At 44.3% G+C, this 25,876-nt stretch carries 22 protein-coding genes; 21 read left to right on the top strand and 1 reads right to left on the bottom strand.

Annotated elements, in window-relative coordinates; translation table 11 throughout:
- Positions 1 to 24 precede the first annotated feature (24 nt).
- The 5 genes from ACESMA_RS10630 to ACESMA_RS10610 all read left to right on the top strand — a co-directional run bounded on the left by ACESMA_RS10630 (position 25) and on the right by ACESMA_RS10610 (position 4,477).
- Entirely contained in the window at positions 25 to 180 is a 156-nt protein-coding gene (locus ACESMA_RS10630) for an Arc family DNA-binding protein (protein ID WP_372948790.1), read from the top strand.
- Positions 181 to 183: 3 nt separating this feature from the next.
- The gene (locus ACESMA_RS10625; protein ID WP_372948789.1) at positions 184 to 396 is read left to right on the top strand and encodes a zinc ribbon domain-containing protein; all 213 of its coding nucleotides are present in this window, start codon (positions 184 to 186) and stop codon (positions 394 to 396) included.
- Positions 397 to 838: 442 nt separating this feature from the next.
- A complete protein-coding gene (locus ACESMA_RS10620; RefSeq protein WP_372948788.1) occupies positions 839 to 1,714 on the top strand; it encodes an electron transfer flavoprotein subunit beta/FixA family protein in 876 nt (291 codons plus the stop codon).
- Between the two features lie 23 nt (positions 1,715 to 1,737).
- On the top strand, positions 1,738 to 2,757 hold the full coding sequence (locus tag ACESMA_RS10615) for an electron transfer flavoprotein subunit alpha/FixB family protein (RefSeq protein WP_372948787.1): 1,020 nt from the start codon (positions 1,738 to 1,740) through the stop codon (positions 2,755 to 2,757).
- Between the two features lie 67 nt (positions 2,758 to 2,824).
- Positions 2,825 to 4,477 (top strand): acyl-CoA dehydrogenase family protein, encoded by a 1,653-nt coding sequence (locus tag ACESMA_RS10610; protein WP_372948786.1) that lies wholly within the window; start codon positions 2,825 to 2,827, stop codon positions 4,475 to 4,477.
- Between the two features lie 101 nt (positions 4,478 to 4,578).
- Here ACESMA_RS10610 and ACESMA_RS10605 read toward each other — a convergent pair whose 3' ends face one another.
- Positions 4,579 to 5,610, bottom strand: a complete 1,032-nt coding sequence (locus ACESMA_RS10605) for a YeeE/YedE thiosulfate transporter family protein (RefSeq protein ID WP_372948785.1) — start codon at positions 5,608 to 5,610, stop codon at positions 4,579 to 4,581.
- 297 nt (positions 5,611 to 5,907) lie between these two features.
- Here ACESMA_RS10605 and typA point away from each other — a divergent pair, with 297 nt between their 5' ends.
- From typA to ACESMA_RS10525, 16 genes are all read left to right on the top strand, one after another.
- Complete coding sequence (gene typA, locus ACESMA_RS10600) at positions 5,908 to 7,722, top strand: translational GTPase TypA (RefSeq protein WP_372948784.1); 1,815 nt, start codon at positions 5,908 to 5,910, stop codon at positions 7,720 to 7,722.
- Between the two features lie 56 nt (positions 7,723 to 7,778).
- Entirely contained in the window at positions 7,779 to 8,036 is a 258-nt protein-coding gene (locus ACESMA_RS10595) for a UPF0175 family protein (protein ID WP_372948783.1), read from the top strand.
- The gene (locus ACESMA_RS10590; protein ID WP_372948782.1) at positions 8,029 to 8,511 is read left to right on the top strand and encodes a DUF3368 domain-containing protein; all 483 of its coding nucleotides are present in this window, start codon (positions 8,029 to 8,031) and stop codon (positions 8,509 to 8,511) included. Before ACESMA_RS10595 ends, ACESMA_RS10590 begins: the two co-directional genes overlap by 8 nt.
- 214 nt (positions 8,512 to 8,725) lie before the next feature.
- Positions 8,726 to 9,940 carry a PQQ-binding-like beta-propeller repeat protein gene (locus ACESMA_RS10585; protein WP_372948781.1) on the top strand — a complete coding sequence of 405 codons (1,215 nt, stop codon included), beginning with the start codon at positions 8,726 to 8,728 and terminating at the stop codon, positions 9,938 to 9,940.
- A 103-nt stretch (positions 9,941 to 10,043) separates the two neighbouring features.
- Positions 10,044 to 11,282: a PQQ-binding-like beta-propeller repeat protein gene (locus tag ACESMA_RS10580; protein ID WP_372948780.1), complete on the top strand. Its 1,239-nt coding sequence runs from the start codon at positions 10,044 to 10,046 to the stop codon at positions 11,280 to 11,282.
- Positions 11,283 to 11,329: 47 nt separating this feature from the next.
- Positions 11,330 to 12,571: a PQQ-binding-like beta-propeller repeat protein gene (locus tag ACESMA_RS10575; protein WP_372948779.1), complete on the top strand. Its 1,242-nt coding sequence runs from the start codon at positions 11,330 to 11,332 to the stop codon at positions 12,569 to 12,571.
- On the top strand, positions 12,572 to 13,996 hold the full coding sequence (locus tag ACESMA_RS10570; protein WP_372948778.1) for a PQQ-binding-like beta-propeller repeat protein: 1,425 nt from the start codon (positions 12,572 to 12,574) through the stop codon (positions 13,994 to 13,996). It begins immediately after the preceding gene.
- A gap of 9 nt (positions 13,997 to 14,005) precedes the next feature.
- Positions 14,006 to 14,980, top strand: a complete 975-nt coding sequence (locus ACESMA_RS10565; RefSeq protein ID WP_372948777.1) for a hypothetical protein — start codon at positions 14,006 to 14,008, stop codon at positions 14,978 to 14,980.
- A 98-nt stretch (positions 14,981 to 15,078) separates the two neighbouring features.
- Positions 15,079 to 15,288, top strand: a complete 210-nt coding sequence (locus tag ACESMA_RS10560; protein ID WP_372948776.1) for a hypothetical protein — start codon at positions 15,079 to 15,081, stop codon at positions 15,286 to 15,288.
- 252 nt (positions 15,289 to 15,540) lie between these two features.
- On the top strand, positions 15,541 to 16,119 hold the full coding sequence (locus tag ACESMA_RS10555) for a hypothetical protein (protein ID WP_372948775.1): 579 nt from the start codon (positions 15,541 to 15,543) through the stop codon (positions 16,117 to 16,119).
- A 5-nt stretch (positions 16,120 to 16,124) separates the two neighbouring features.
- A complete protein-coding gene (locus ACESMA_RS10550; RefSeq protein WP_372948774.1) occupies positions 16,125 to 17,387 on the top strand; it encodes a 4Fe-4S binding protein in 1,263 nt (420 codons plus the stop codon).
- Between the two features lie 68 nt (positions 17,388 to 17,455).
- Positions 17,456 to 19,321: a PQQ-binding-like beta-propeller repeat protein gene (locus tag ACESMA_RS10545; protein ID WP_372948773.1), complete on the top strand. Its 1,866-nt coding sequence runs from the start codon at positions 17,456 to 17,458 to the stop codon at positions 19,319 to 19,321.
- A gap of 141 nt (positions 19,322 to 19,462) precedes the next feature.
- Positions 19,463 to 21,805 carry an NAD(P)H-dependent oxidoreductase subunit E gene (locus ACESMA_RS10540; RefSeq protein ID WP_372948772.1) on the top strand — a complete coding sequence of 781 codons (2,343 nt, stop codon included), beginning with the start codon at positions 19,463 to 19,465 and terminating at the stop codon, positions 21,803 to 21,805.
- Positions 21,806 to 22,021: 216 nt separating this feature from the next.
- On the top strand, positions 22,022 to 23,104 hold the full coding sequence (locus tag ACESMA_RS10535; RefSeq protein WP_372948771.1) for an SGNH/GDSL hydrolase family protein: 1,083 nt from the start codon (positions 22,022 to 22,024) through the stop codon (positions 23,102 to 23,104).
- Positions 23,105 to 23,153: 49 nt separating this feature from the next.
- Positions 23,154 to 24,719: an FAD-dependent oxidoreductase gene (locus ACESMA_RS10530; protein WP_372948770.1), complete on the top strand. Its 1,566-nt coding sequence runs from the start codon at positions 23,154 to 23,156 to the stop codon at positions 24,717 to 24,719.
- A 43-nt stretch (positions 24,720 to 24,762) separates the two neighbouring features.
- Positions 24,763 to 25,872, top strand: coding sequence for a PQQ-binding-like beta-propeller repeat protein (locus tag ACESMA_RS10525; RefSeq protein WP_372948769.1), 1,110 nt, complete (start codon positions 24,763 to 24,765; stop codon positions 25,870 to 25,872).
- Positions 25,873 to 25,876 lie beyond the last annotated feature (4 nt).

The following is a 25,876-nucleotide window of genomic DNA, read 5'->3' as shown; positions in this document are numbered from 1 at the left end:
AAAAGAAATGTGAGGTTGGATTAGATGACAAAGAAAAAAACATTTGTATTGCGGATTGATCCGGAAGTGATGAAAGCCGTTGAAAAATGGGCTGCCGACGATTTCAGGAGCATTAACGGGCAACTGGAATGGATCATACACAATGCATTGAAAGAAGCAAACAGATTAAAAACCAAATAAAAAATGATGAAACAGACTTATACATGCCCAAAATGCGGCAACAGAAAAGCAGAAGCTGACAAAATAAGAACTACAGGCGCTGGATTTACACGCTACTTTAATATCCAGAATCGCAGTTTTACGGCGGTTTCCTGTACAAAATGCGGATACACGGAACTGTACCGCACAGGCAAATCGGGTGGGGGAAGCAATGTCCTTGATTTCCTTACCAATTAAACAACGTTTTGAAATTGAATAAGTTAAAGAAGGTTGAGTACGACCTTTCTCTATTTGGCCTTTCAATTTGTGTAATCAGGATTGAATTATAAAAAATTCTGAAAATCAAAAATATTTAAGTGTAATCGCAGGTGTGTTGTTAATTAAACTAATTCTAAATAAATACCCGGGCGCTGAATTTAAAATAGACTTTGGAATTTATTGGTTGATTGTTTTAATGCTAATGTTTTTAGGTGTTTGGTGCACTGTTTTTTTGATTTCCGATGATTCAATTTAATGTTTACTATTAGTTTCTGATTCGGTTTTTTACCTCCTTGCAATTTTTCGTTTTTTGATTTCTTTGGCTTCAATATTTATATTTGGTGCCTTTTTCATAAGAAAGTTGGTAAATTGTGCTTTTTCTGACTTGGTGAAAAGAAACTATATAAATCATATATATTAGATGAAAGCTTACAAAATTATTGTTTTGGCCAAACAGGTGCCTGATACGAGGAATGTTGGCAAAGATGCAATGAAAGCTGACGGGACAGTGAACAGGGCTGTTCTTCCTGCCATTTTTAATCCGGAAGATTTAAATGCGCTGGAACAGGCCTTGCGCATCAAAGATCAGTTTCCGGGAACAACAGTAAAAATCCTGACCATGGGACCGGGGCGTGCAGCCGAAATTATCCGCGAAGGATTATTCCGTGGAGCAGACGGCGGCGTTTTGCTTACCGACAGGGCTTTTGCCGGATCCGATACGTTGGCCACATCCTATGCACTCGGTCAGGCTCTGAAAAAAATGGGGAAAATTGATCTCATTATTGCAGGCCGCCAGGCTATTGACGGCGACACCGCACAGGTTGGTCCGCAGGTTGCCGAAAAACTGGGATGGCTTCAGGTTACTTATGTGGAAGAAGTGAAGGAACTGAAAAACGATACCGCAGTGCTGAAACGACGCCTCGACAGAGGTGTGGAAACCGTAAAATGCAAATTGCCGCTGGTAATGACAGTGAACAGCACAGCGCCCGAATGCCGGGTACGAAACGCCAAACTGCTCATGAAATACAAACGGGCCAAAACAGTTACCGAACTGCAAAAAGAAAATGAAGATTATACCACGCTTTACAATGACAGACCTGATTTGAACATTCCTGAGTGGACGGTAAACGAAATTGAATCAGATGCATCTCAACTTGGTCTTAACGGTTCGCCAACCAAGGTAAAATCCATTGAAAATGTGGTGCTTCAGGCGAAAGATTCGAAAGTGATTTCGGGGGTTGATGCAGAAATTGAAAATATGATGATTGACTTGATTAAAAGTCATACCATCGGTTAGTTTTATTTTGAAATAGATTAAAAATGAATAACGTATTTGTTTACTGTGAAATTGAAGACGGTCATGTGGCTGAGGTGAGCCTTGAGCTGCTTACAAAAGGTCGGTCGCTGGCAAACGAACTCAAGTGCGATCTGGAGGCCATTGCTATCGGGAATAAACTCGGCGATATTGCCAAACAGGTCATTCCTTACGGAGTTGACACATTGTATCTTGCCGATGATAAAAGGTTGTATCCATATCAAACGCTGCCGCATACTTCCATTCTTGTGAATTTATTTAAAGAAGAACAACCGCAAATTGCTTTGATGGGCGCTTCTTCCATAGGTCGTGATCTCGGACCGCGGGTATCTTCGGCACTGCACAGCGGGTTAACTGCCGATTGTACAAGCCTTGAAATTGGAGATCATTTCGATAAAAAAGCGGATAAAAAATATGAAAACCTGTTGTATCAGATTCGTCCTGCTTTTGGTGGAAACATCATTGCCACCATTATAAATCCCGATTGCCGCCCGCAAATGGCAACCGTTCGCGAAGGGGTAATGAAAAAAGAAATTCTTGACCCGAAATGCAAGGGAAAAGTTGTTAACCTCGATGTGTCGAAATATGTCAGCGATTCCGATTTTGTTGTGGAAATCATCGAGCGGCACATGGAAAAAAGCAAACTGAACATTAAAGGTTCGCCCATTATTGTGTCAGGTGGTTACGGCGTCGGTTCAAAAGAGAATTTTAAGTTATTATACGATTTGGCCGAAGTGTTGGGAGGCGAAGTGGGTGCATCGCGTGCGGCAATTGATGCCGGATATGTGGAACATGAACGGCAGATTGGCCAGACCGGTTTAACGGTTCGTCCGAAACTCTACATTGCCTGCGGAATTTCAGGTCAGATTCAGCACCGCGCCGGCATGGAACAATCGGCCCAGATTATCGCCATCAACACCGATCCTGAAGCTCCGATAAATTCCATAGCCGACTATGTAATTACCGGAGATATTGCCGATATCATTCCAAAAATGATTAAGTATTACAAAAAGAACACGAAATAATTTTGAAACAATGGCAAATTTTTATACTGATAACAGCGAATTGAAATTTCATTTAAACCATCCGTTAATGGAGAAAATCGTTCGTTTGAAAGAACGTAATTTTTCGTTTAAGGATGAGTTTCAGTTTGCACCGCACGACCACGAAGATGCAATGGACAACTACGAACGCGTGCTCGAAATTGTAGGCGAAGTTTGTGGCGATATTGTTGCACCCAATGCCGAAGGAATAGATGCAGAAGGTCCGCAGGTGGTGGATGGACATGTGATTTATGCCACCGGTACCAGCGAAAACCTAAAGGCTTTAAACCAGGCCGGATTAATGGGAATGTCGCTACCGTATAAATATGAAGGACTGAATTTCCCGATAGTTCCTTACATTATGGCCGCCGATATTGTTTCGCGTGCCGATGCCGGTTTTGTAAATATTTGGGGTTTGCAGGATTGTGCCGAAACCATAAACGAATTCGCCTCGGAAGAGCAGAAAGAAAAGTATCTTCCCCGCGTTTGCAAAGGCGACACCATGGCCATGGATTTAACCGAACCCGATGCCGGTTCCGATTTGCAGGCGGTTCAGCTTAAAGCCACCTGGGATGAAAAGAAAAATGTGTGGCTGCTAAACGGCGTGAAACGCTTCATCACCAACGGCGACGGCGATATTTCCCTGGTTCTGGCACGTTCGGAACCCGGTACAAAAGATGGCCGCGGACTTTCCATGTTCATTTACGACAAACAACATGGAGGTGTAACCGTTCGGCGCATTGAGCACAAAATGGGCATTATCGGTTCGCCAACTTGTGAACTTGCTTTTAAAGATGCTCCGGCCGAATTGGTTGGTTCCCGGAAACTGGGCCTCATAAAATACGTGATGGCACTGATGAACGGTGCCCGTTTGGGAATTGCCGCCCAATCGGTTGGAATCAGCGAAGCCGCTTATCGTGAAGCGCTTGAGTACGCTAAAGAACGTATGCAATTCGGAAAATCCATCATTCACTTTCCTGCAGTATTTGAAATGCTTTCAACCATGAAGGCCAAACTGGATGCATCACGTACCTTGCTTTACGAAACAGCCCGGTTTGTGGATATGTACAAAACGTATCAGCATATTTCAGAAGAGCGTAAGCTGGAAAAAGAGGAACGCGACGAAATGAAGCACTTTCAGCGACTGGCCGATATTTTTACACCGCTTGTGAAAGGAATGGCCAGCGAATACAGTAACCAACTGGCTTACGATGCGGTACAGATTCATGGTGGTTCCGGTTTTATGAAAGATTACCCGGTGGAACGCATTTACCGCGATGCCCGGATTACATCCATTTACGAAGGAACAACCCAGTTGCAGGTTGTGGCGGCCATCAGGGGTGTTACAACGGGTGGATTTCTCAACAGAATACGTTATTACGAAGCGCAGCGGATTTCTCCGCAACTGGAATACCTGAAACGGTCGCTGATTATTTTAACCGACGAATACGAGCAGGCAGTGAAAAAAGTAACCTCAGCCGATGATAATGAGTTTCTCGATTTTCATGCCCGCCGACTGGTTGAAATGGCCGGGCACATCATCATGAGTTATTTACTGCTGCTTGATGCCAACCGCGAAGAGTCTTTCCTGCGCCCGGCAAAAAATTACATCACTTTTGCCAAATCACAGGTGAAAGCAAGTGCCGAATACATCCGGGTTTCTGAATTAAGCGACATCGGAAATTATAAGTTTGAATTGTAGAAATAAGATTTTTTATTTTGGTTTTCAGCCCCGTCTGGTTTTCAAATTCCGGGCGGGGCAGAGTTTTTTAGGGGCAATAATTTCGGTTTAAACCGAAAAATTTACCCTTTTTTATTGAAATTTTCTTTCCCATAGAAGAATCGCCCGGTTACAAGTAGCCCGGCAAAAACGAATGCGGCAAAAACCAGACTGCTTGTCGCCAGTTGCATTCCGCCCGAAATAACATGTCCGCTGGTGCACCCTCCGGCCATGCGCGCCCCGAAAATCAGGATAAATCCACCAAACAGCGACCATAAAATGCGCGAAGAGCGGGAGTTGTTTTTGAAATTTTTCCAGTTTTCGTGAATAAGCTGAATTTTAAACTCTCTGTTTAACAACGAAAGAATTAAACCCGACAAAGTAGCACCCGCCAAAAAAACAACTTCCCAACTGCCCGACTTTTGAATGGCTTCGAAATAGCTGTTTTGAGTAACTCCGGTCAGCCAGTCTGCCACAAAAGGGAAGGTTGTTGATGCACCGATTTGCCGGTTTGAAACCACACTCAGAAAAACGATGGCATTCAAAATTGCCAGACCGATTCCGGCTGCCAGCCATTTCATATCTTTCCCCGGTTTATCCAGTTTGTGCACCCAAAACGAAGCGCCGATAAATACAGCACTTAGCAAAATCAAAAGGATATAGAAAAGAACCGGATTGCCTCCGGCGATGGTATGTAATGAGATGACACCCAGGTTTGGACCAAGAATTCCCTGAATGGAGGGTAGCACAAGCGTGTAAACCAGACCTCCCAACAAACCTCCGATAATTCCGAAAAGCGCATCCAAAGAACCTTGTCCTAATGAAATGGCAAGTGTTCCCGGGCAATAACCGAGAATGGCCATACCAACGCCAAAAATAATTCCACCCATCGCAATTCCACCTAAAATAAGTGGTTTGGTGTGGTAATCAGCCAGTCCCAGTCCGATTTCAACATTAATTAAAATAGCACCAACACCAATAGCCACAGCAATGGCTTTGGCCACAGCCAGGTTGTTGAGCGTAGCCATTCCGCTAATGGTGTTGTACTTGTTCAGTTTCGCGTATTGTAAAATTGCACCAAAAAGAAATCCCAGAATTAAAGTGGTTATTATCATTTTATGAATTTTGATTTAGGGCAACAAAACTAAACATTATTGTTGTATTTAACCCTGTTGCAACGTTCAGTTTTATTGATGATTTTGGTATAATCCGAACTTTTTTTGTCTCAGTTTTTGATATTAATTTTTCCCTCAAAATACTTAAAATAACTGCCTGCTTTCATTTACGAGCATTTTCTTTTTTACTTTTGCGCGCCATTTAAAGAACCTGCCCCAATTTTGTTTGTTGTAATTGACATTCAGTAAGAAAGGAAGGTTCAACAAAATTTCAGATTTTTAGAAACAGGAAAAACAATGACAGAAATTAGAAATATAGCCATCATAGCTCACGTTGACCATGGAAAAACCACATTGGTTGACCGCATGTTGCACCAGGTGAAACTGTTCAGGGAAAACCAGGACATGGGTGAATTGATACTCGACAGCAACGATTTGGAGCGGGAACGCGGAATTACCATTCTTTCGAAAAATGTTTCCATTCGTTACAAAGACACTAAAATAAACATCATCGACACGCCCGGTCACTCCGATTTCGGAGGCGAGGTGGAACGCGTACTAAACATGGCCGACGGCGTTTTGCTTATTGTGGATGCCTTTGAAGGCCCCATGCCGCAAACCCGGTTCGTGCTGCAAAAAGCGCTGGAACTGGGTTTAAAACCCATTGTGGTGGTGAACAAAGTGGACAAGCCGAATTGCACCCCCGACATTGCTCACGAAAAAGTGTTCGATTTGATGTACAGTCTCGATGCTACCGAAGAACAGCTCGATTTTCCAACGGTTTATGGCTCGGCAAAAGCCGGATGGATGGGCCCCGATTGGCAAGAAGAAACTACTGACATCAGCTATTTGCTCGATGTTATTCTGGAACATATTCCGGCTTCAAAACACAAGGAAGGTTCGTTGCAAATGCGCATTACTTCGCTCGATTATTCTTCTTATACTGGTAGAATTGCAGTTGGGAAAGTCACCCGCGGACAATTGATTCCTGGATTACCGGTTTCGCTGGTAAAACGCGATGGAAGCATTGTAAAATCTTTGGCCAGAGAGGTTTATCTGTTCGAAGGATTAGGAAAGGAAAAAACAAAAGAGCCGGTTCCATCAGGAGAAATTTGTGCCGTGTTAGGTCTTGAAGGTTTCGAAATTGGCGATACCGTTGCCGATGGTTTGGAGCCCGAAGGATTAAAACCTATTCAGCTTGACGAACCCACCATGAGCATGTTGTTTGTGGCCAACAATTCACCGTTCTTTGGGAAAGATGGTAAGTTTGTTACATCACGGCAACTTCGCGACCGGCTTTACAAGGAAACAGAAAAAAACCTGGCACTGAGAGTTGAGGATACCAATTCAGCCGATTCCTTTATGGTTTTTGGGAGGGGAATTTTACACCTCTCCATTTTGGTGGAAACTATGCGCCGCGAAGGCTACGAAATGCAGTTGGGCCAGCCTAAAGTGATAATAAAGGAAATTGACGGTGTTAAACACGAACCAATGGAATTTTTAACCGTTCAGGTGCCCGAAGAATTTTCGGGGAAAGTGATTGAACAGGTTACCCAGCGAAAGGGTGAAATTTTAAATATTGAAGTAAAAGGTGACCGTTCTAATTTGGAATTTTCCATTCCGGCACGTGGAATTATTGGGTTGCGGAACCAGATGCTCACAGCAACCGAAGGCGAAGCCATTATGGCACATCGCTTTAAAGGTTATGAGCCATGGAAAGGTTCTTTGGGCGTTAACCGTAACGGGGCGCTTATTTCGCTGGAAACCGGAACGGCTATTGCATATTCCATCGACAAAATGCAGGACCGCGGACGCTTTTTTGTTGACCCTGGTGAAGACGTGTACATGGGACAGGTAATTGGCGAAAATACCCGGCAGGACGATTTGACCATCAACATTATCCGCACCAAAAAACTCACCAACATGCGGGCATCCGGCTCCGACGATAAAACCAGCATTGCCCCGGCAATTAAGTTTTCGCTGGAAGAAGCCATGGAATACATCCGCAACGACGAGTACCTGGAAGTTACGCCCAAAAATATGCGCATTCGTAAAATAATGTTGAACGAGCACGACCGGAAGCGTCAGGCAAAGTCGTTGGCGGAGAATTGAATCTTCTTTCATCGTGTTAAAAAAATATTTCAATATCTTTGAAAAAACAATAAGATATGAAAGGTGTGATAAATATAGAATATCCCGAATCATTGGCTAATTCATTAAAATTGAGAGGTAAAGATTTTGAGAATGAGATGAAAACCACTTCATTGGTAAAACTTTTTGAATTAGGAAGGGTTTCTTCTGGTACCGCTGCTAAAGTATTAGGATTGACAAGATTAGACTTTTTAGAGTTGCTTGCAAAATACGAAGTTTCACCTTATGGACAATATGATATTGATGATATAAAAGAAGACATCAAAAATGCCTAAGATAGTTTCAAATACAACTCCCATTATCTCATTATTAAAATTATCACAACTTAATATTCTTAAAGAATTATACTCAGAAATTTTAATACCCTACGCTGTTTTTCAAGAGATTGAGGATGGTAAAAATAAAAGGTATTATCAGGATTTATCAAAAATTGACTGGATTAAAATTGTTGAAATTCAGGACAGTCAAGCAATAAAGTATTTTCTTGATTTAGATGCAGGAGAATCAGAAGCAATAGTTCTTGCTACCGAAATAGGAGCTGATTTAATAATTATAGACGAGAAACTGGGGAGATTTCACGCAAAACATGCGGATTTGAAAGTAACCGGTACGATTGGAATTTTAATTAAAGCCAAAAGACAGGGGATAGTAAGAGATTTGAAACCATTACTTTACGAATTGACTGAAAAAGATGTTTGGATTAGCGAGAAACTAATTGAAGAGATTCTGAAACAAGTTGGAGAGTGGTAATCTATTTGCTCTGACATTATTTGTAATATCAGGGTTTTGTTCCTTGCATTAATCGTTCGGTAAACATGGATAATTTGAATATTTTTTTGTTAACGACTTCTTAACAAAGTGTAAACATATATTACTATTTAGACATGTAATAAATTAGAGCTCTGAATTGTACAATTCACTTATTGGTTTTATTTTTAGGCAATTAATTTAAAACTGAAAGTCAATGTATAAAAGAGTTTTTTCTCTATTCATTATTCTTATTTTCACCGGATTAACACTTTTTTCCCAAACACCCACCAGGTGGAGAGGGCCTAACGGAAATGGTGTTTACGACGAAACCGGGCTGTTAAAACAGTGGCCGGCCTCGGGTCCTGAAATAATCTGGCATTTTGATGGGTTGGGCGAGGGACATTCATCTCCGGCGTTCGCCAACGATATGATTTACCTTTCAGGAATGGAAGGCGAAACAGGATATATTTATGCGCTTTCAACTTTTGGCGGCCTGAAATGGAAAGTTCCTTACGGAGAGGAATTTCATGAAAGTTATCCAGGAGCCCGTTCAACTCCCGTTATTGCCGGCGACCTCCTTTATATTTATTCCGGTCATGGCGTTTTAACCTGCATGGATGCCGGTAATGGAGAAATAAAATGGCACAAGGATGTATTTAATGATTTTGACGGTAAAAATATTCGTTGGGGAGTTACTGAAACACCCGTTGTTGATGGCGATTTGATTTTTATAACTCCCGGAGGAAGCAGAAACAATGTGGTTGCACTGAACCGTTTCAACGGAAACCTGGTGTGGTCGTCGCCCGGAAAAGGTGAACTTTCGGCTTATTGCACACCGCTTTTAATAGAATTACCTTCGCGAAAATTATTGGTTACCATGACCGCTGATCACATTATTGGGCTCGATGCCAAAGATGGAAAAATGCTTTGGTCGCATCCGCAAACCAACCGTTACCAGGTTCATGCAAACACACCCATTTACCACGATGGAGGCCTTTTCTGTTTCAGTGGTTACGGACAAGGTGGAGTGAAACTCGAATTAAGCGCCGACGGCAGCAGCGTAAAAAAAGCCTGGTTCAACGACAAGCTCGACAACAGGATTGGCGGAATGGTGCTGGTTGACGGCTACCTTTACGGATCGGGCGATAACAATAGGCAGTGGCGTTGCGTGGATTGGAAAACAGGTGAAGAAAAATATGTTTCCACCGATTTGGGTAAAGGCGTTACCATTTTTGCCGACGGAATGCTATTTGGGTACAGCGACCGCGGTGAGCTTGGCCTTATTGAAGCTACTCCCACCGGATTTAATCTGCTGAGCCAAACTAAGGTTGAGCTTGGATCGGGTCAACACTGGTCACATCCGGTAATTCAGAATGGCCGGCTTTATCTTCGTCATGGTAATACACTTATCGCTTATAAAATTAAATAAAGCCTGCTTACCGGAAATCATTTTTTAGAACATTTGTTTGATTTTTCTGATGGTTTGTTTGAAAAATATTCGTTTCGGATTTATAAAATTAATACATTTAATAATGAAAAATATCTTGCTCGGAATACTCCTCATTTTTTTTATTTTACCTGTAAACGCCCAACTCGTGCAGTGGCGTGGTCCCAACCGTGACGGGCAATTCCAGGAATCCGGGCTGTTGAAGGAATGGCCGGGGAACGGCCCTGAAATCATCCTCGAAGCCGAAGGAATTGGAAAAGGATGGTCGTCGCCCATTATGGTTGGTAATATGATTTACACCACAGGAATGATTGACACACTGGATTATCTCACCGCAATGGATTTACAGGGAAATGTGAAATGGCAGGTTTCATACGGCAGGGCTTGGAACCAATCTTTTCCCGATACGCGCAGCACCCCGGTGGTGGAAGATAACCGGATTTATGTGCAAAGCGGTACCGGCGAGGTTTCCTGTTTTAATCGTGAAAACAGTGAAACCATCTGGAAGGTGGATGTAGATGAAAATTTTAAAGCTGAATACCACACCTGGGGTAACTCGGAAACACCGTTGATTGTGGATGACAAGGTCATTTGTTCACCCGGGGGAAACCAGACTTCAATTGTTGCTCTCAATAAAATGACCGGAGAACCTGTCTGGCAAAGCGAATCGCTTGGTGGCCCGCGTGCCTACGCCTCGGCAACCATTTACGAATTCAAGGATTTCCGTTACATTCTGGCCATGATTGGCACCCATTTGATGGCAATTCATCCTGAAACCGGAGAAATTGCCTGGAATTACAAATACCTGGATCCGGCAAAATGGGACAGTGAAGGGTTGATTTGGGCAAATACGCCCATTTATAAGGAAGATGAAATTTTCTTAAGCATGGGCTATGATTACCATGCCGTTATGCTGAAAATGGATTCCACAGGTACTTCAGTTTCTGAGAAGTTCATCGACCGTACGCTTGATAATCACCATCACGGAGTAATTCTGCACGACGGTCATCTTTACGGTTCCAACTGGTACAACAACAAGCAGGGCCGCTGGGCGTGTATGGTTTGGGATACCGGCGAAATCAAATACGTGGACGAATGGGATACCAAAGGTGCACTCGTATTGGCCGACGGAATGCTTTATGCCTACAACGAACGGGGCAATGTTGGGCTGGTAAAACCCTCGCCCGATGGTTTTGAGGTGGTCAGTCAGTTTCGTATTACCAAAGGTGCCGGACCGCACTGGGCTCATCCGTTTATTGCCGATGGAAAGCTGCTGTTACGGCATGGCGAAGTCCTTTTCGTTTATGACATAAAAGAAAAATAACAACTGTAATGAAGGTAAACCTTTTTCAGTTCTCAAAAAATCAAATGATGAGATTGCTTTTAGTCCTATTTTCAATTCTTTTTTCAACAACCATCATTTCCCAGGAAGTTATTGAATTCAGGGGAATTAACCGAACCGGGCACTACCCGGAAACTGGCCTGCTAAAAGAATGGCCGGAAGAAGGACCTGAACTGGTTCTAAAAATTGAAAATATAGGAAAAGGATATTCACAACCGGTTGTGGCCGATGGCAAAATTTTCGTTACCGGAATTAAAAATGACGGAACCGATGCCATTTCAGCCTATGACATGAATGGCCATTTACTCTGGGAAACAGATTATGGCCAGTCCTGGACACGCTCTTATTCCGATAGCCGGTGTACCCCAACTTTTGAAAACGGAAAACTTTATGTGGCAAGTGGTACCGGACAATTGAGTTGTGTTGATGCTCAAACTGGAAAAATAGTCTGGCAGGTTGATGCCGTTGATAAATATGGGGGAGAAATTCACCAACACGGTGATTCTGAAAATCCCTTGCTGGTGAACGACCTGGTGGTATATACAACCGGAGGAGAAAATTACACCATGGTTGCCTTTAAAAAATCGGATGGAACCGAAGTTTGGAAAGCTAAAAGTTTGGGTGGTGCCAAGTCTTATGCATCGCCGGTTTTAATAAGTCATAAAGGGAACAGAATTATCCTTGTTCAGACTACCCGAAATTTGATTGCCATCAATCCTGTAAACGGAAATTTACTTTGGGATTATGATTTAATACAGTTTCACGAGGGCAATCAGGGGCAGGGAGCACAAACCAATCCTGCACTCAGTTATAACAATGAGGTTTTTGTTACAAGCGGTTACAATCATCCTGCTACCATGTTTTCCATTGCAGAAGATAACCAGGATGTTGATTTGAAATGGAAAAATGAAACCTTAAACACCCACATTGGTGGTGTGGTTTTGGTTAATGAAAATATTTTCGGATCCAACTGGCAGCATAATTCCCGCGGCAGGTGGGCTTGTATTGACTGGAAAACAGGTAAAACGCACTGGGAAGAAGAATGGTTTAACAAAGGTTCTGTAATTTATGCCGACGGAAAACTTTACCTTTACGAAGAAAAAAGCGGAAACGTTGCCCTGGTTGAGCCGTCGTCCGAAAAACTGAAAATAGTAAGCACCTTTAAGATCGAAGAAGGCACGGGTCCTCATTGGGCACATCCGGCCATTTACAACGGGAAACTTTTTATCAGACATGGTGATGTTTTGATGGTTTACAATATAAAAGCTTAAATGGACAGCAAACAAATCATAAAAATTGTTTCTTACTCCCTGGGAATCATCTCATTTGGATTTCTTTTCTGGTGGCTGAACTACAATCCGACCCATGATTTCGAATTGAATATGGAAGGAGCCGATAACCGCGGTTCAGGCCTGGAAGCCCAGGAAGTGGAAATTGGAGAATACTTTGAACAGTTTGCAACCGGTTATACTGAATTTTCGGAAACCTGGCCCCGGTTCAGGGGAGAAGATTTCGACAACATTTCCAAATCGCCGATAAAACTCATTGACAATTTCGGCAACGACGGTCCAAAAATTTTATGGTCGAAGGAGTTGGGCGAAGGACATTCCGGAGCTGCCATTTACGAAGGACTGGTTTACATTCTGGATTACGACGAAGAAGAACGTGCCGATATTTTACGCTGCTATTCCCTGCTCGATGGTAAAGAAATGTGGGTGCGTGGCTACAATTTAAATATAAAACGAAACCACGGCATGTCGCGAACCATTCCGGCTATTACTGAAGATTATATTCTGACCATGGGACCAATGTGCCATGTGATGTGCCTCGACCGCGAAACCGGCGATTTTCGTTGGGGACTCGATGTGGCACGGGAATACGAATCGGAAATACCGCTGTGGTACACTGGGCAATGTCCGCTTATCGACGATGGAAAGGCCATCATCGCCACAGGCGGAAATGCCTTGATGGTGGCTGTTGACATGGAAACCGGGGAAAAACTATGGGAAACACCCAACCCGGAAGGCTGGAAAATGTCGCATTCATCTGTAATGCCTTACTCTTTCGGTGGGCGAAAAATGTACGTGTACAGTGCCATTGGCGCACTTGTGGGCGTGGCTGCCGATGGCGAAGATGCAGGTGAAATCCTTTGGCAAACAACAATTTGGAACCACTCAGTGGTGGCGCCTTCACCAGTTTGTATGCCCGACGGAAAGATATTTATGACCGCAGGTTACGGTGCAGGAAGTATGATGGCAAAACTTTCGGAAAATAATGGAGAATTTTCCATTGAAGTATTGTCGAAATATCCGCCAAGAGATGGATTGGCTTGTGAACAACAGACGGCATTGTATTGGAACGGGCATCTTTTTGGCATTGTGCCCAAAGATGGCGGGCCCAACCGGAATCAATTGGTTTGCGTTCACCCCGATAATCCGCAGGAAATGGTCTGGACAAGTGGCTCTGAAAACCGTTTTGGCCTGGGACCTTATTTTATTGCCGATGGAAAAATGTTCATTCTGAATGACGACGGAACACTTTTTATAGCACGGCCAAGTACCGAAAGATACATTCAGATTGACCAGGTGAAAGTAATTGAAGACGGACACGATGCCTGGGCGCCGTTCGCCATAGCCAACGGTTATTTAATCATGCGCGATGCAACTACTGTGGTTTGCATCGATTTAAACGTTTAATTCAATAAAATGAAGAACAAGGGAATCATCATTTTTCTACTCATTCTGGCCGTTGTAATTGTGGCGGTAATTGTGGGCGACTATGTTTCCGACCGGCCTAACCGCAGCAAACCCAATCCGTTTGCTTACGATGTAAATGAATTTAAAACCGTTGACCCGGATTTGATTCATTACAAAGAATCGAAAAATTTCAGGATTGGTTTTGAGGAACCTGCCGCCATTACCATTCAAAATGAAAAAATATATGTTACGGGTGATAATCGTTTAAAAATAATTGGATTGTCAGGAAATTTACTGTCCGAATTCCCGCTTTCCGGTAACCCTCAGACGGTGGAGGTTTTGGGCGAAAAGATTTTTGTTGCCATTGAAAATCGTGTATTGGTGTACAACGAAGATGGGAATATTTTAAACGAATGGCAGTCATTGGACGAAAATTCATTGATAACTGCCATCGCCGCAGCCGGAACCAATGTTTTTGTAGCCGATGCCGGTATGAGGAGGGTGATACGTTTTTCAGAAGAAGGTGAAATTTTGGGCGAATTTGACGGAAAAGCCGAGGAGGGTGTTTTGCACGGGTTTATTATACCAAGTCCTTGTTTCGATTTAGATATAAATGATGTGGAAGAGTTGTGGGTTGTGAATCCCGGACTTCATGCATTGGAAAATTACACATTCGGGGGCAATTTACGGGCACACTGGAAGAATACCAGCATGCGGCCGGAAGGCTTCAGCGGATGTTGCAATCCGTCGCATTTTACGTTTCTGGACGACGGACGATTTGTAACCAGTGAGAAAGGTCTGGTCCGGATAAAAACTTATAAACGCTCGGGTGAGTTTGAGGGAGTTGTGGCTGCACCCAACAAGTTTGTTGACCAGGGCCGTGCGCCCGACGTGGCTGCCGACAGCCAAAACAACATTTATGCGCTCGATTTCGACAAAAAAATGATTAGGGTGTTCGAACCGAAAGAAAACACCGGACTTTAGTCTGGTGACTAAGTGTAAAAAAAATAAAAGGTGCAAGCAAGCCCGTATTTTGAAAACCGAAAGCGCTATGCACCGCAAATTGAAAGGTTATAATTGCAATGAACCGAAAAGAATTTTTTAAAACCAGCGGCAGAATTTTAATCCTTGGAGCCATGGCAGCCACTACCGGCTACCTGGTGGTAAACCAAAAGGTGGATGCCACCTGTTCGGTTTCTTCTGCCTGTCAGAAATGTGGACAGTTTGTAAAATGCGATCTGCCACAGGCTGTCGAGACCAAACAGGCTCAACAACCGAAGGAAAAAAAATAGCTCCAGGATTTATCCTGGTGTTGAAAAACGATATAGGAAACAAGGCGCAAGCAGGTCAGGTAATTAAAACACCGGCAAATCGTGCGCCGCAGATTGAAAAGGTAGTTGAATAAAAATAGTCCCCGGTTTCAACCGGGGGTTCAGGAAGAGAAGATTTGGACAAGGCGCAAGCAGGTCGGTTGTTAGAAACACAGGCAAACCATGCGCCGCAAATTGAAACAGTGATTAGAAGTAAGAGAAAAACAGATGCAGATGGAAAACAACAGTAAATCGAAAAACCGGCGCGAATTTATCCAGAGCGGTGTGCGTTTGTCGCTGGCACTGGCGCTGGGCAGCGTGAGCGGTTTGGCACTAAGTAAAGTTGTGAAAGACGATTACGTATGGCAAATCGACCCCTTTGAATGCACTCAGTGCGGACGTTGTGCCACTGATTGTGTGATGTCGCCTTCTGCTGTGAAATGCGTCCATGCCTACGACCTTTGCGGGTACTGCGATTTATGCGGTGGCTATTTTAAACCCGATGCCAACCAGTTGAGCACGGCAGCCGAAAACCAGCTTTGTCCAACTGGGGCTATTGAACGGAAATTTATTGAAGAACCGTATTTTGAATACCATATTATTGAGGACCTGTGCATCGGTTGCGCCAAATGTGTAGAGGGATGCACTGCTTTCGGGAATGGTTCGCTGCACCTACAGATTATCCATGATATTTGCCTTAACTGCAACGAATGTTCCATTGCACGGGTTTGTCCTTCCAATGCCATTAAACGGGTGCCGGCAAGTGAAGCTTACAATGTGAAAGGCGACTTTACCAACAATCCGGAATCTTAACAGAAATGAAAAAACTGAAATACATACTTTTTACTTTTTATTTTTTACTTTTTACCTTTTCTCTGTCTGCCCAGCAGCAAAGGTTTCCCAAACCTGAATTTGAGTCGGGATATGAGCAACCTTCAACCGTTACGCCTGAACCACGTGCGCTGGCACTGGAGTATTTCGATGTATTGGTTTTGCTGGTTGTGCTTTCACTGGCAACCTGGTTTGTACTGAAAAAACGCTCGAGGCAGGGTGTATTGTGGCTTTCGGTATTTACACTCATTTACTTTGGCTTTTACCGAAATGGATGTATTTGTTCCATTGGGGCTATTCAAAACGTCACGCTTTCTTTTGCCGACCCAACCTATTCCATCTCACTCACGGCCTTGCTGTTTTTTCTTTTGCCACTGGCATTTACGCTTTTTTTCGGAAGAACTTTTTGCGCCGGAGCCTGTCCGCTCGGTGCTATTCAGGATTTAGTTATTATTAAACCCATCAGCCTGCCCAAGTGGCTGAACAAAACGCTGGGACTAATTCCCTATTTATACATTTCACTGGCTGTGTTGTTTGCTGCTACGGGAACCGATTTTATTATATGCCGTTACGACCCGTTTGTGGGCATTTTTCGGATGGACGCCAAATTTCACATGGTGGTTCTGGGAGCAAGCTTTTTGCTGATGGGCATGTTTGTAGCCCGGCCTTACTGCCGTTTCTTTTGCCCATACAGTGTGTTGCTGAGCTGGATGTCGAGGTTCTCCAAATGGCACCTCACCATAACACCAGCGGCTTGCATTCAGTGTAAATTGTGTGCCAATTCCTGTCCGTTTGATGCCATTGACTATCCGACCAACGAAAAGGAAGTGGTGAAATCCGGTCTCGGTCCTAAACGGTTTTTGGTTTATGCTGTGCTCATCCCAATTTGGGTGGCAGTTGGCGTTTTTGTGGGCGAACGTTCGCATACATTCCTGTCGAAAGCCAATCCCGATGTATTTCTGGCAGAGCTGCTGATTTCAAATCCTGAAATCAAAAACGACCCCGATAACATTGACGTACAGACTTTCCTTGCTTCCGGAAAAACCATGGAAACACTTGTGAAAGAGGCTGATGTTATCAGGGATAAGTTTTATGTGGGAAGTATGATTGCAGGAGGTTTTATGGGACTTGTAATTGGGATGACACTGCTAAATACTGTTGTATTCAGAAAACGACAGGACTACGTGCCCCACAAGGGGAATTGCCTAAGTTGCGCCAGGTGTATGGATTATTGTCCGGTAGAAAAATAAACGGGTGGCGTGGTTTGCAACCGCGCATCTATATTTGAATAGGTTCAAAAATTGAAAATACAATTGAAATGACCAACAATGATAAATTAAAATTAGCCCAAAATGTGGCCGTAATTTCCGGAATTTTTTGCTCGGTAGTGGCCTTGCTATTGCTGCTCAATTTCTGGCAGTTTGCAAAAAATGACCCCATTGAGAGCCAGGCTTTGGAGGTACTGGTTGAACGGTTGAAGGAAGACCCCAACAATGACGGGCTGAAAACTGAAATCCGGCAATACGACCTTTTGGCACGGAAAGCATATTTCAACAGTCAGTGGCAGGTGAAAACCGGCGCTTATCTGCTGTTGTTCGGAGCCATTGTGCTCGCCTTTGCGTTAAGGGTTTATTATTCGCTGAAATCCAAAATTGAAGTACCTGATAAAGTTCAGGAGAATGAAATTACCAGCCGTATTCTGGCCCAAAAGGGAATTCTCATTGTGGGAGCAGTTATTTTTATTTTGGCATTTCTTGCATCTTTTGCAACCGTAAATTACCTTGAAAAATATGATTGGGAAACGGCATCTGCTGAAGGTTCAGCCGAAGCGGTGGATGAAGGAATTGAAGTGATTGATGTTGGAGGGAACAGTTTTGATGAAACGGATCAGATTTCAGAGGCAGACCAGACCAGTTCGGAGGAAGAAACAGTAGCTGAGGAGGTTGAATCAAGAGCAGAACCCGCGGCTGATCAGCAACCGGAATCTCTACAAGAAGAAAAACCGGTCACTGCCGTTACTACTGCTTTAACACTTGAGCAGGTACGACAAAACCATAATTCGTTCCGCGGACCATTAGGACAGGGAATCAGTTACCACAAAAATATTCCCACCGAGTGGGACGGTCCTTCGGGAACCAATATTCTTTGGAAATCGCCCATTCCAAAACACGGCTACAATTCACCGGTAGTTTGGGGAGACAAAGTGTTTATTGCCGGCGCCGATAACCAGAGCCGCGAAGTGTATTGTTACAACCGTAATAACGGAAACTTGCTCTGGACCGGAAAAGCCAACAACATTCCCGGTTCTCCGGCATCTCCGCCGCGTGTAACTGAAGACACCGGCCTTTCAGCTCCAACGGTTACAACCGACGGCCAGCGGGTATTCGCCATTTTTGCCACCGGCGATGTGATTGCTTTCGATATGGATGGCAACCGGGTTTGGGCGAAAAACCTGGGTGTTCCCGATAATCATTATGGACATTCTTCTTCACTTATTGTTTGGGATAATAAACTTATCATTCAGTATGATACCAACAAAGGCGGAAAAGTGATGGCACTGAGCCTGGCATCCGGCGAAACGGTTTGGGAGACTACCCGCGATGCAAAAATTTCGTGGGCCAGCCCGGTATTGGCCCAGGTTGACGGAAAATACCAGGTGGTTCTTACTGCCGACCCCATTGTGGCAGGTTACGATGTGCAAACCGGAAACGAACTCTGGTCGGTAGAATGTATGATGGGCGAAGTCGGTCCTTCTGTCGGATATTCTGATGGTATTGTTCATGCCGCCAACGAATACGCTACTATGGTTGCCATCGATATTAAAACACAGGAAATTCTGTGGGAAGACGATATGTTCCTTCCCGAAGCTGCCAGTCCGTTGGCGCATAACGGATTGCTGATTATTGCCACCAGCTACGGTGTGATGGTTTGTTACGATGCCAAAACCGGCGAGGAATACTGGGAACACGATGTGGGCAAAACACTCTATTCATCGCCCATGGTTGCCGATGGCAAATTGTTTATGATGGATAATGACGGTGTAATGCGCATTTATGAATTTGGCAAAGAGATGAAATTGATTGCCGAAAACGAACTGGGCGAGACCGCCGGAACAACTCCGGCCTTTGCCGATGGAAGAATATACATCAGGGGAGAAGAAAATTTATATTGTATAGGAAATTAGAAAATTCAAATGACAAATAAATTTCAATTCGCAATTTTTCAAAATTCAAAACTGAACATTCCAGAGTTTGGGAATTGGCCATTGAAATTTGGATTTTATTTGTTCTTTGGGATTCGGGTTTTGGTACTTTAAGAGATAGATATGACTGACGATTTCCAAAATATCGACCAAATTATTCAGGAGAATGGCTCTGAAAAAAAGAATCTAATTCCTATTTTACAGGCTATTCAGCATGAATACAATTACCTGCCGGAGCAGACGCTGAAATACCTGGCTGAGAAAACGTCAATCACTCCTTCAGAGATTGTGGGTGTGGCCAGTTTTTACAAGCAGTTCAGGATGCAGCCTGCAGGGAAACACATGGTAAAGGTTTGTGTGGGAACAGCTTGCCATGTAAAAGGCGCAAGCCTGGTGCACGACGCATTTCGCAGGCATTTTAAGCTGGAGACAGGCAAAGAAACTGACGATTCGGGCGAATATACTTTGGAAAAAGTGAGTTGCCTGGGGTGCTGTACTTTGGCGCCGGTGGTTCAGGTTGATGACATTACTTACGGCCATGTTGCTCCCGACCAGGTGGACAAGGTGATTGAAGATTTTGAAAGCCAGCAGGGAAAAAAGGGAGTCAAAAAATTCAGGAAAGCCGATGGTTCGGAAATAAAAGGTGAAATTCGTATTGGTTTGGGTTCTTGCTGTGTGGCCAGCGGAAGTGGTGAGATTGAGCAGGAAGTGGAAAAAGTAGTTAACCAGAGCGGTTTGAGGGTGAAGCTGAAACACGTAGGTTGCGTAGGCATGTGTCATCAGGTTCCGCTGGTGGAAATTGTGCCCAACGAAGGCGAACCAACGCTCTATGCGAAAGTGAAACCAGAGGATGTGAAAAGCATTGTTGAAAAGCATTTTCAACCGCCCGGACTTCTCTCAAAAATGAAAAACAAGCTGTTCCATTTTGCCGAAGATATTCAAACCGACCGCAACTGGGATGGTGTTCAGCGATATGAAATCAGCATGCGCGAAAAACCGGTAGCGTCGTTTCTCGGAAATCAGATTCCCATTGCCACCGAATACCGCGGTATCATCAATCCGCTCGATATAGAAGAGTATCAGAGACGTGGTGGTTTTACCGCAGTGAAAAAAATGTTCGAAACGCTTTCTCCCGATGAGGTTGTTGCAGAAGTAAAAAACAGTGGAATTCGCGGGCGCGGGGGTGCCGGGTTCCCCACCGGTGTGAAATGGGAGTTTGTGAAGAAAGAAAAAAGCGAACTGAAATACCTGATTTGCAACGGCGACGAGGGCGACCCCGGAGCTTTTATGGACAGGATGCTTTTGGAAAGTTATCCCTATCGCGTAATTGAGGGAATGATAATAGCCGCTTATGCTGTGGACATTCATCAGGGCTATTTTTATATTCGGGCTGAGTATCCGCTGGCAGTAAAACGCATGAGAAAAGCGCTGGAAATTTGTCGCGAGAATAATTTCCTGGGAAGAAACATCATGGGCTCCGATTTCGATTTGGACCTGACCATTTACGAGGGTGCGGGCGCCTTTGTGTGTGGTGAAGAAACGGCGCTGATTGCATCCATTGAAGGAAGCCGTGGTTTTCCGCGTATCCGTCCGCCATTCCCCGCCCAAAAAGGATTGTGGGGTTACCCAACGCTGGTAAATAATACCGAAACCCTGGCACAGATTTCCTATATCATCCGCGAAGGTTCCGAAAAGTTTAAAGGCATTGGAACACATGGAAACACTGGCACAAAAGTTTTTGCGCTGGCCGGTAAAGTAGCCCGCGGAGGTTTGATTGAAGTACCCATGGGAATTACCATCCGCGAGGTAGTGGAAGTAATTGGCGGTGGCATTGCCAACGGCCGTAAGTTCAAGGCAGTGCAAATTGGCGGTCCGTCGGGTGGGTGTATTCCGGCCGAACATGCCGATACACCCATCAATTACGAATCGCTTACAGAAATGGGCGCCATGATGGGTTCCGGTGGCTTGGTAGTGCTCGACGATACCGACTGCATGGTGGACATGGCCCGGTTTTTCCTCTCCTTCACCCAGGATGAATCATGCGGAAAATGTACCTTCTGTCGTGTGGGTACCAAACGGATGCTCGACATTCTGGAAAACATCACCAGCGGAAAAGGGAAAAAAGGAGATATTGAGGAACTTGAAAAACTGGCCGAATGGACAAAAAAAGGCAGCTTGTGTGGCCTTGGAAAAACCGCACCCAACCCGGTTTTCAGCACGTTAAAATATTTTAGGGATGAATACGAGGCTCACATCAACGGCGTTTGTCCTACCGGAAAATGTGCCGAACTGATTACTTATTCGGTAAACGACAACTGCATTGGCTGCACCCTCTGTGCGCAGAAATGTCCGGTGGATGCCATTCCGTTCACTCCGCACGAAAAGCACAGCATCGACACCGAACTGTGCATTAAATGCGACTCCTGCCGCGCCGTTTGCCCGGTGGATGCGATTGATGTGAAGTAGTTAAAAGTTTAAGGTTCAAAGTTCAAAGAGGTTTATAAATAATCTCAGCATGATGAGAGAATTAAACTGGCAAAGACCTCAGAGAGGTCAAATGTTTATAGAAAAAGAACAGAAAAAGAAATACGACTCCGGTTGGAGTCGCACAATATAAAGCAAAATGATTGCTATAAACATAGAAAACCACTGGTTTCTGGAAAAGAAGGAGAAAAAAATTAGATGAAGCAAATTTTATTCATACTTATGCTGGTTTTCCCGGTAATTGGATTTACCAATCCTGCCGATATTCTGAAATATGTCGATGCATCTGTATTTCCGGTGATTGGTAAAGGATTCTCTGATACCCAAAACCGGTATGAACGTTTGCCGGCGCGGCTTGAAAACCTAACGCGTCCTCCGGTCTGGAATTTGTCGAAAAACTGCAGCGGGCTTGCAGTTCGATTTCGAACCAATTCAACGGTAATTGCTGCCAAATGGGAGGTCTCAGGTGATGTATTTATGAATCATTTCACAATGACCGGCATTAAGGGATTGGATTTGTATGCACTGAAAAACGGTAAATGGCAATTTGTTAACTCTGCCCGACCTGCCGGAAAAACATCAACTGCAATTATTATTCAAAATTTGCAAGGTAAGGAAATGGAGTACATGCTCTATTTACCCCTGTATGATGGTTTGGAAAGTTTGGAAATTGGTATTACGCAGGATGCTGAAATTAGTTCTTCAATGGCAAATTCACCTCAGACCGGTCAGCCGGTTGTTTTTTATGGAACCAGCATCACACAGGGCGGTTGTGCTACACGTGCAGGAATGGCCTATCCTAACATTCTTTCAAGAATGCTTGACCGGGAAATTGTCAATCTTGGATTTAGTGGCAACGGTCAGCTTGACCTTGAGATTGCGAAAGCCATGGCTACTATTCCGGCTTCCTGTTTTGTAATTGATTGCCTGCCAAATGTGAACATGACCCAAATGAATGAAAAATATGCCCGGTTTATGGAAATTATCAGGGAGAAACATCCTGAAACCCCAATTATTCTGGTGGAAAACATCCTTTATCCACATATGTACTTCGACCAGAAGGTTTTTGCTTTAATAAACGAAAAAAATGACACGCTGAACCGGATTTTTCAGGAACAAAAAAAGAGAGGTGATAAAAATATATTTATAGTTGAAGCAGATGGACTGATTGGAAATGACAGGGAAACCACGGTTGACGGAGTTCATTTAACCGATTTGGGATTTTTGCGGATAGCTGAAAATTTGTACCCGGTTTTGCGTAAACGATTAAAACAGAAATAAAAGGCATTTATGAGTTCCTGTCTGCCAAAAGGAAAGGTGAAAACAAAATATGATTACACTTAAAATAAATAATAAAGAAATCCAGGTTGAAAACGGCACTTCGGTGATGAAGGCGGCACAACAGATGGGAATTGATGTTCCCAACCTCTGCTGGCACGATGAGCTGGAGCATTTTACCTCGTGCATGCTTTGCCTGGTAAAAGACAACGGCAACGGAAAACTTTTTCCATCCTGCTCGGTTCAGGCTGCCGCGGGAATGGAAGTGATTACCGATGACGATGAAATTGCCGAAGCCCGTCAAACAGCCCTGGAATTGCTTCTCAGCGAACATGTGGGCGATTGTGAGGCACCGTGCCACATAGCTTGTCCGGCCCACATGAATATTCCGCTGATGAACCGGCTTATTGCTGCCGGTAAATTTGACGAATCGCTTGAAGTAGTGAAACGCGACATCGCCCTGCCTGCAGTTTTGGGGCGCATTTGTCCGGCTCCATGCGAAGGCGCTTGTCACCGCAAAACGGTGGACGAACCGGTTTCCATCTGCCTGCTCAAACGTTTTGTGGGCGATGAAAGCGCAGAACCGGAAATCATTCAGGCAAAAAATACAGGCCTTAAAGTATCAGTTATTGGTGCCGGTCCGGCAGGATTGGCGGCTGCATATTATCTGCAATTGCGCGGAATTCAGGTCACACTTTTCGATAAAGCGGAAAAAGCAGGTGGACAGGTGCGTACGGAAATCAGTGAAGAGATTTTACCCCACGATGTTTTGGACAAGGAAATTGACCTCATTCTGAAAACCGGTGTGGAATTTCATGGAAGGAAAGCTATTGATAATGAAAGTTTTGCTGAAATGCAAAGCAGTTACGATGCCGTGGTCGTTGCTTTTGGTGCAGTTGGTGAAGGAACAAATCATTTCGGTTTAAAAAGCACCGACAAGGGAATTGTTGCCGACAGGAATTCTTATCAAACTTCCGTGGAAAATGTTTTTGCCATTGGCAATGCCTTGCGTTCATCAAAGCTGGCTGTCCGTTCAGTAGGGCAGGGAAAAGAGGTGGCGTTTTCTATTTGGCAGTACCTGAGCGGTCAACCGGTGAAAGGGGAGCCCCGCATGTTCAACTCCCGGTTTGGCAGGCTGGTGAATGAAGAATATTCAGAATACCTGAAGGAATCGGTTGTGGCGAAACGAACTTATCCTGAAAGTGGCGGGCACAGCGGTTTTTCAGCCGAAGAAGCCATTGCAGAAGCCAAACGTTGTCTGCGATGCGACTGCCGTGCCATCGACGACTGCAAGCTACGGATTTATTCTGACCAGTACAATGCCGACCAGCGCCGGTTCAAAACCAGCGAGCGCCGGAAAATTACAAAACTGGACACTCATTCCACCCTGATTTACGAACCGCAAAAGTGTATCAAGTGCGGAATTTGTGTGCGTCTCACCGAAAAGTTAGGCGAACGGTTTGGTTTCACATACATTGGCAGGGGTTTTGATGTGGAGGTGGGCGTGCCGTTTAACGAAGATGTGCAACAGGCACTTACCGAAACTGCTTTGAAAGTGGCCAAAGGTTGCCCAACCGGGGCAATAGAGTTGAAGGATAAATTAAAACAAAACACATAGTTCTATTGTGACCTATGTGCCTATGTGGTTAATAATGAATAATATGAATAAACTTGTAATTACAATAACATTTCTCTTTTTTGCGGCCGGTTTAACTGCTCAATCCCCCGATTCATGGCCTATCTTTCGCGGAAACCAGCAGCTTACGGGCGTTTCAAAAACCGAAATCCCGGAACAACCCAAACTGCTCTGGACTTTCCAGACCGGCGATAATATCAAATCAGCTCCGGTGGTTGACCAGGGGAAGGTGGTTATTGGCTCAACCGACGGGATGGTTTACTGCCTCGACACCAACGGAAAACTGCTCTGGAAATTTGAAACTTCCAATACCATTGAAGCACCGGCACTTATTCATAAGAATACAGTTTACATTGGAAATCTCGATGGGAATTTGTATGCTTTGGATTTGACCACCGGTGCAAAAAAATGGGAATACGAAACCGATAATCAAATTATTGGTTCACCAAACTGGTGGGAGGCCGGCGGAACCACTTATATTCTGGTAGGTAGTTACGATTACTATCTGCACTGTGTGGATGCCCAAACCGGCGAGGTGAAATGGAAATACGAATCGGATAATTTTATCAATGGAGCGCCTGCCTGTTCGGATGGAAAAACCTTTTTTGGCGGCTGCGACGGATACCTGCACATGGTGGATATTGTTTCGGGAAAAGCCGATAAGAAAATCGACGTGGCAACCTACGTTCCCGGTTCACCGGCGCTTGAAAATCAAAAAGCATACCTTGGCGATTATGATGGCCGGTTTTTTCAGGTGGACATTGAAAAAGAAGAAACCTCCTGGGCCTGGGAAGATGAAAACACCACCCTGCCGTTTATTGCATCGCCTGCTGTGGCTGGCACCAGGTTGTTAACAGCCAATCATAATAAATTCCTTTACAGTTTCGATAAAAACAGTGGGGAGAAATTATGGGAGTACAATACCGGAAGCCGTGTGGAAGCATCGCCGGTTGTGGCACGTAATAAGGTTGTTGTGGCTAATATGCGTGGCGATTTGGCACTGGTAAACATTTCTGACGGAAAGGTTGTTTGGACATACGAAATTGGCAGCCAGATTATCCATAATCCTGCCCTGGCCGGAGGAAAGATGTTTGTGGGGGCCTACGACGGAAATGTGTATTGTTTTGGAAATTAAATGA

It is taken from the genome of Mariniphaga sp. (assembly GCF_041687215.1).
Taxonomy (GTDB): Bacteria; Bacteroidota; Bacteroidia; order Bacteroidales; family Prolixibacteraceae; genus Mariniphaga.
Note: the sequence above shows the minus strand (reverse complement) of the source record. Positions and strands in the feature narration are given on the sequence as shown.

Coding starts and splice junctions, on each gene's coding strand:
- ACESMA_RS10550 (WP_372948774.1), top strand. CDS start 16,125: ATGAAAAAACTGAAATACATACTTTTTACTTTTTATTTTTTACTTTTT.
- ACESMA_RS10615 (WP_372948787.1), top strand. CDS start 1,738: ATGAATAACGTATTTGTTTACTGTGAAATTGAAGACGGTCATGTGGCT.
- typA (WP_372948784.1), top strand. CDS start 5,908: ATGACAGAAATTAGAAATATAGCCATCATAGCTCACGTTGACCATGGA.
- ACESMA_RS10605 (WP_372948785.1), bottom strand. CDS start 5,610: ATGATAATAACCACTTTAATTCTGGGATTTCTTTTTGGTGCAATTTTA.
- ACESMA_RS10545 (WP_372948773.1), top strand. CDS start 17,456: ATGACCAACAATGATAAATTAAAATTAGCCCAAAATGTGGCCGTAATT.
- ACESMA_RS10620 (WP_372948788.1), top strand. CDS start 839: ATGAAAGCTTACAAAATTATTGTTTTGGCCAAACAGGTGCCTGATACG.
- ACESMA_RS10565 (WP_372948777.1), top strand. CDS start 14,006: ATGAAGAACAAGGGAATCATCATTTTTCTACTCATTCTGGCCGTTGTA.
- ACESMA_RS10595 (WP_372948783.1), top strand. CDS start 7,779: ATGAAAGGTGTGATAAATATAGAATATCCCGAATCATTGGCTAATTCA.
- ACESMA_RS10530 (WP_372948770.1), top strand. CDS start 23,154: ATGATTACACTTAAAATAAATAATAAAGAAATCCAGGTTGAAAACGGC.
- ACESMA_RS10625 (WP_372948789.1), top strand. CDS start 184: ATGATGAAACAGACTTATACATGCCCAAAATGCGGCAACAGAAAAGCA.
- ACESMA_RS10555 (WP_372948775.1), top strand. CDS start 15,541: ATGGAAAACAACAGTAAATCGAAAAACCGGCGCGAATTTATCCAGAGC.
- ACESMA_RS10570 (WP_372948778.1), top strand. CDS start 12,572: ATGGACAGCAAACAAATCATAAAAATTGTTTCTTACTCCCTGGGAATC.
- ACESMA_RS10590 (WP_372948782.1), top strand. CDS start 8,029: ATGCCTAAGATAGTTTCAAATACAACTCCCATTATCTCATTATTAAAA.
- ACESMA_RS10525 (WP_372948769.1), top strand. CDS start 24,763: ATGAATAAACTTGTAATTACAATAACATTTCTCTTTTTTGCGGCCGGT.
- ACESMA_RS10580 (WP_372948780.1), top strand. CDS start 10,044: ATGAAAAATATCTTGCTCGGAATACTCCTCATTTTTTTTATTTTACCT.
- ACESMA_RS10575 (WP_372948779.1), top strand. CDS start 11,330: ATGAGATTGCTTTTAGTCCTATTTTCAATTCTTTTTTCAACAACCATC.
- ACESMA_RS10535 (WP_372948771.1), top strand. CDS start 22,022: ATGAAGCAAATTTTATTCATACTTATGCTGGTTTTCCCGGTAATTGGA.
- ACESMA_RS10540 (WP_372948772.1), top strand. CDS start 19,463: ATGACTGACGATTTCCAAAATATCGACCAAATTATTCAGGAGAATGGC.
- ACESMA_RS10560 (WP_372948776.1), top strand. CDS start 15,079: ATGAACCGAAAAGAATTTTTTAAAACCAGCGGCAGAATTTTAATCCTT.
- ACESMA_RS10610 (WP_372948786.1), top strand. CDS start 2,825: ATGGAGAAAATCGTTCGTTTGAAAGAACGTAATTTTTCGTTTAAGGAT.
- ACESMA_RS10630 (WP_372948790.1), top strand. CDS start 25: ATGACAAAGAAAAAAACATTTGTATTGCGGATTGATCCGGAAGTGATG.
- ACESMA_RS10585 (WP_372948781.1), top strand. CDS start 8,726: ATGTATAAAAGAGTTTTTTCTCTATTCATTATTCTTATTTTCACCGGA.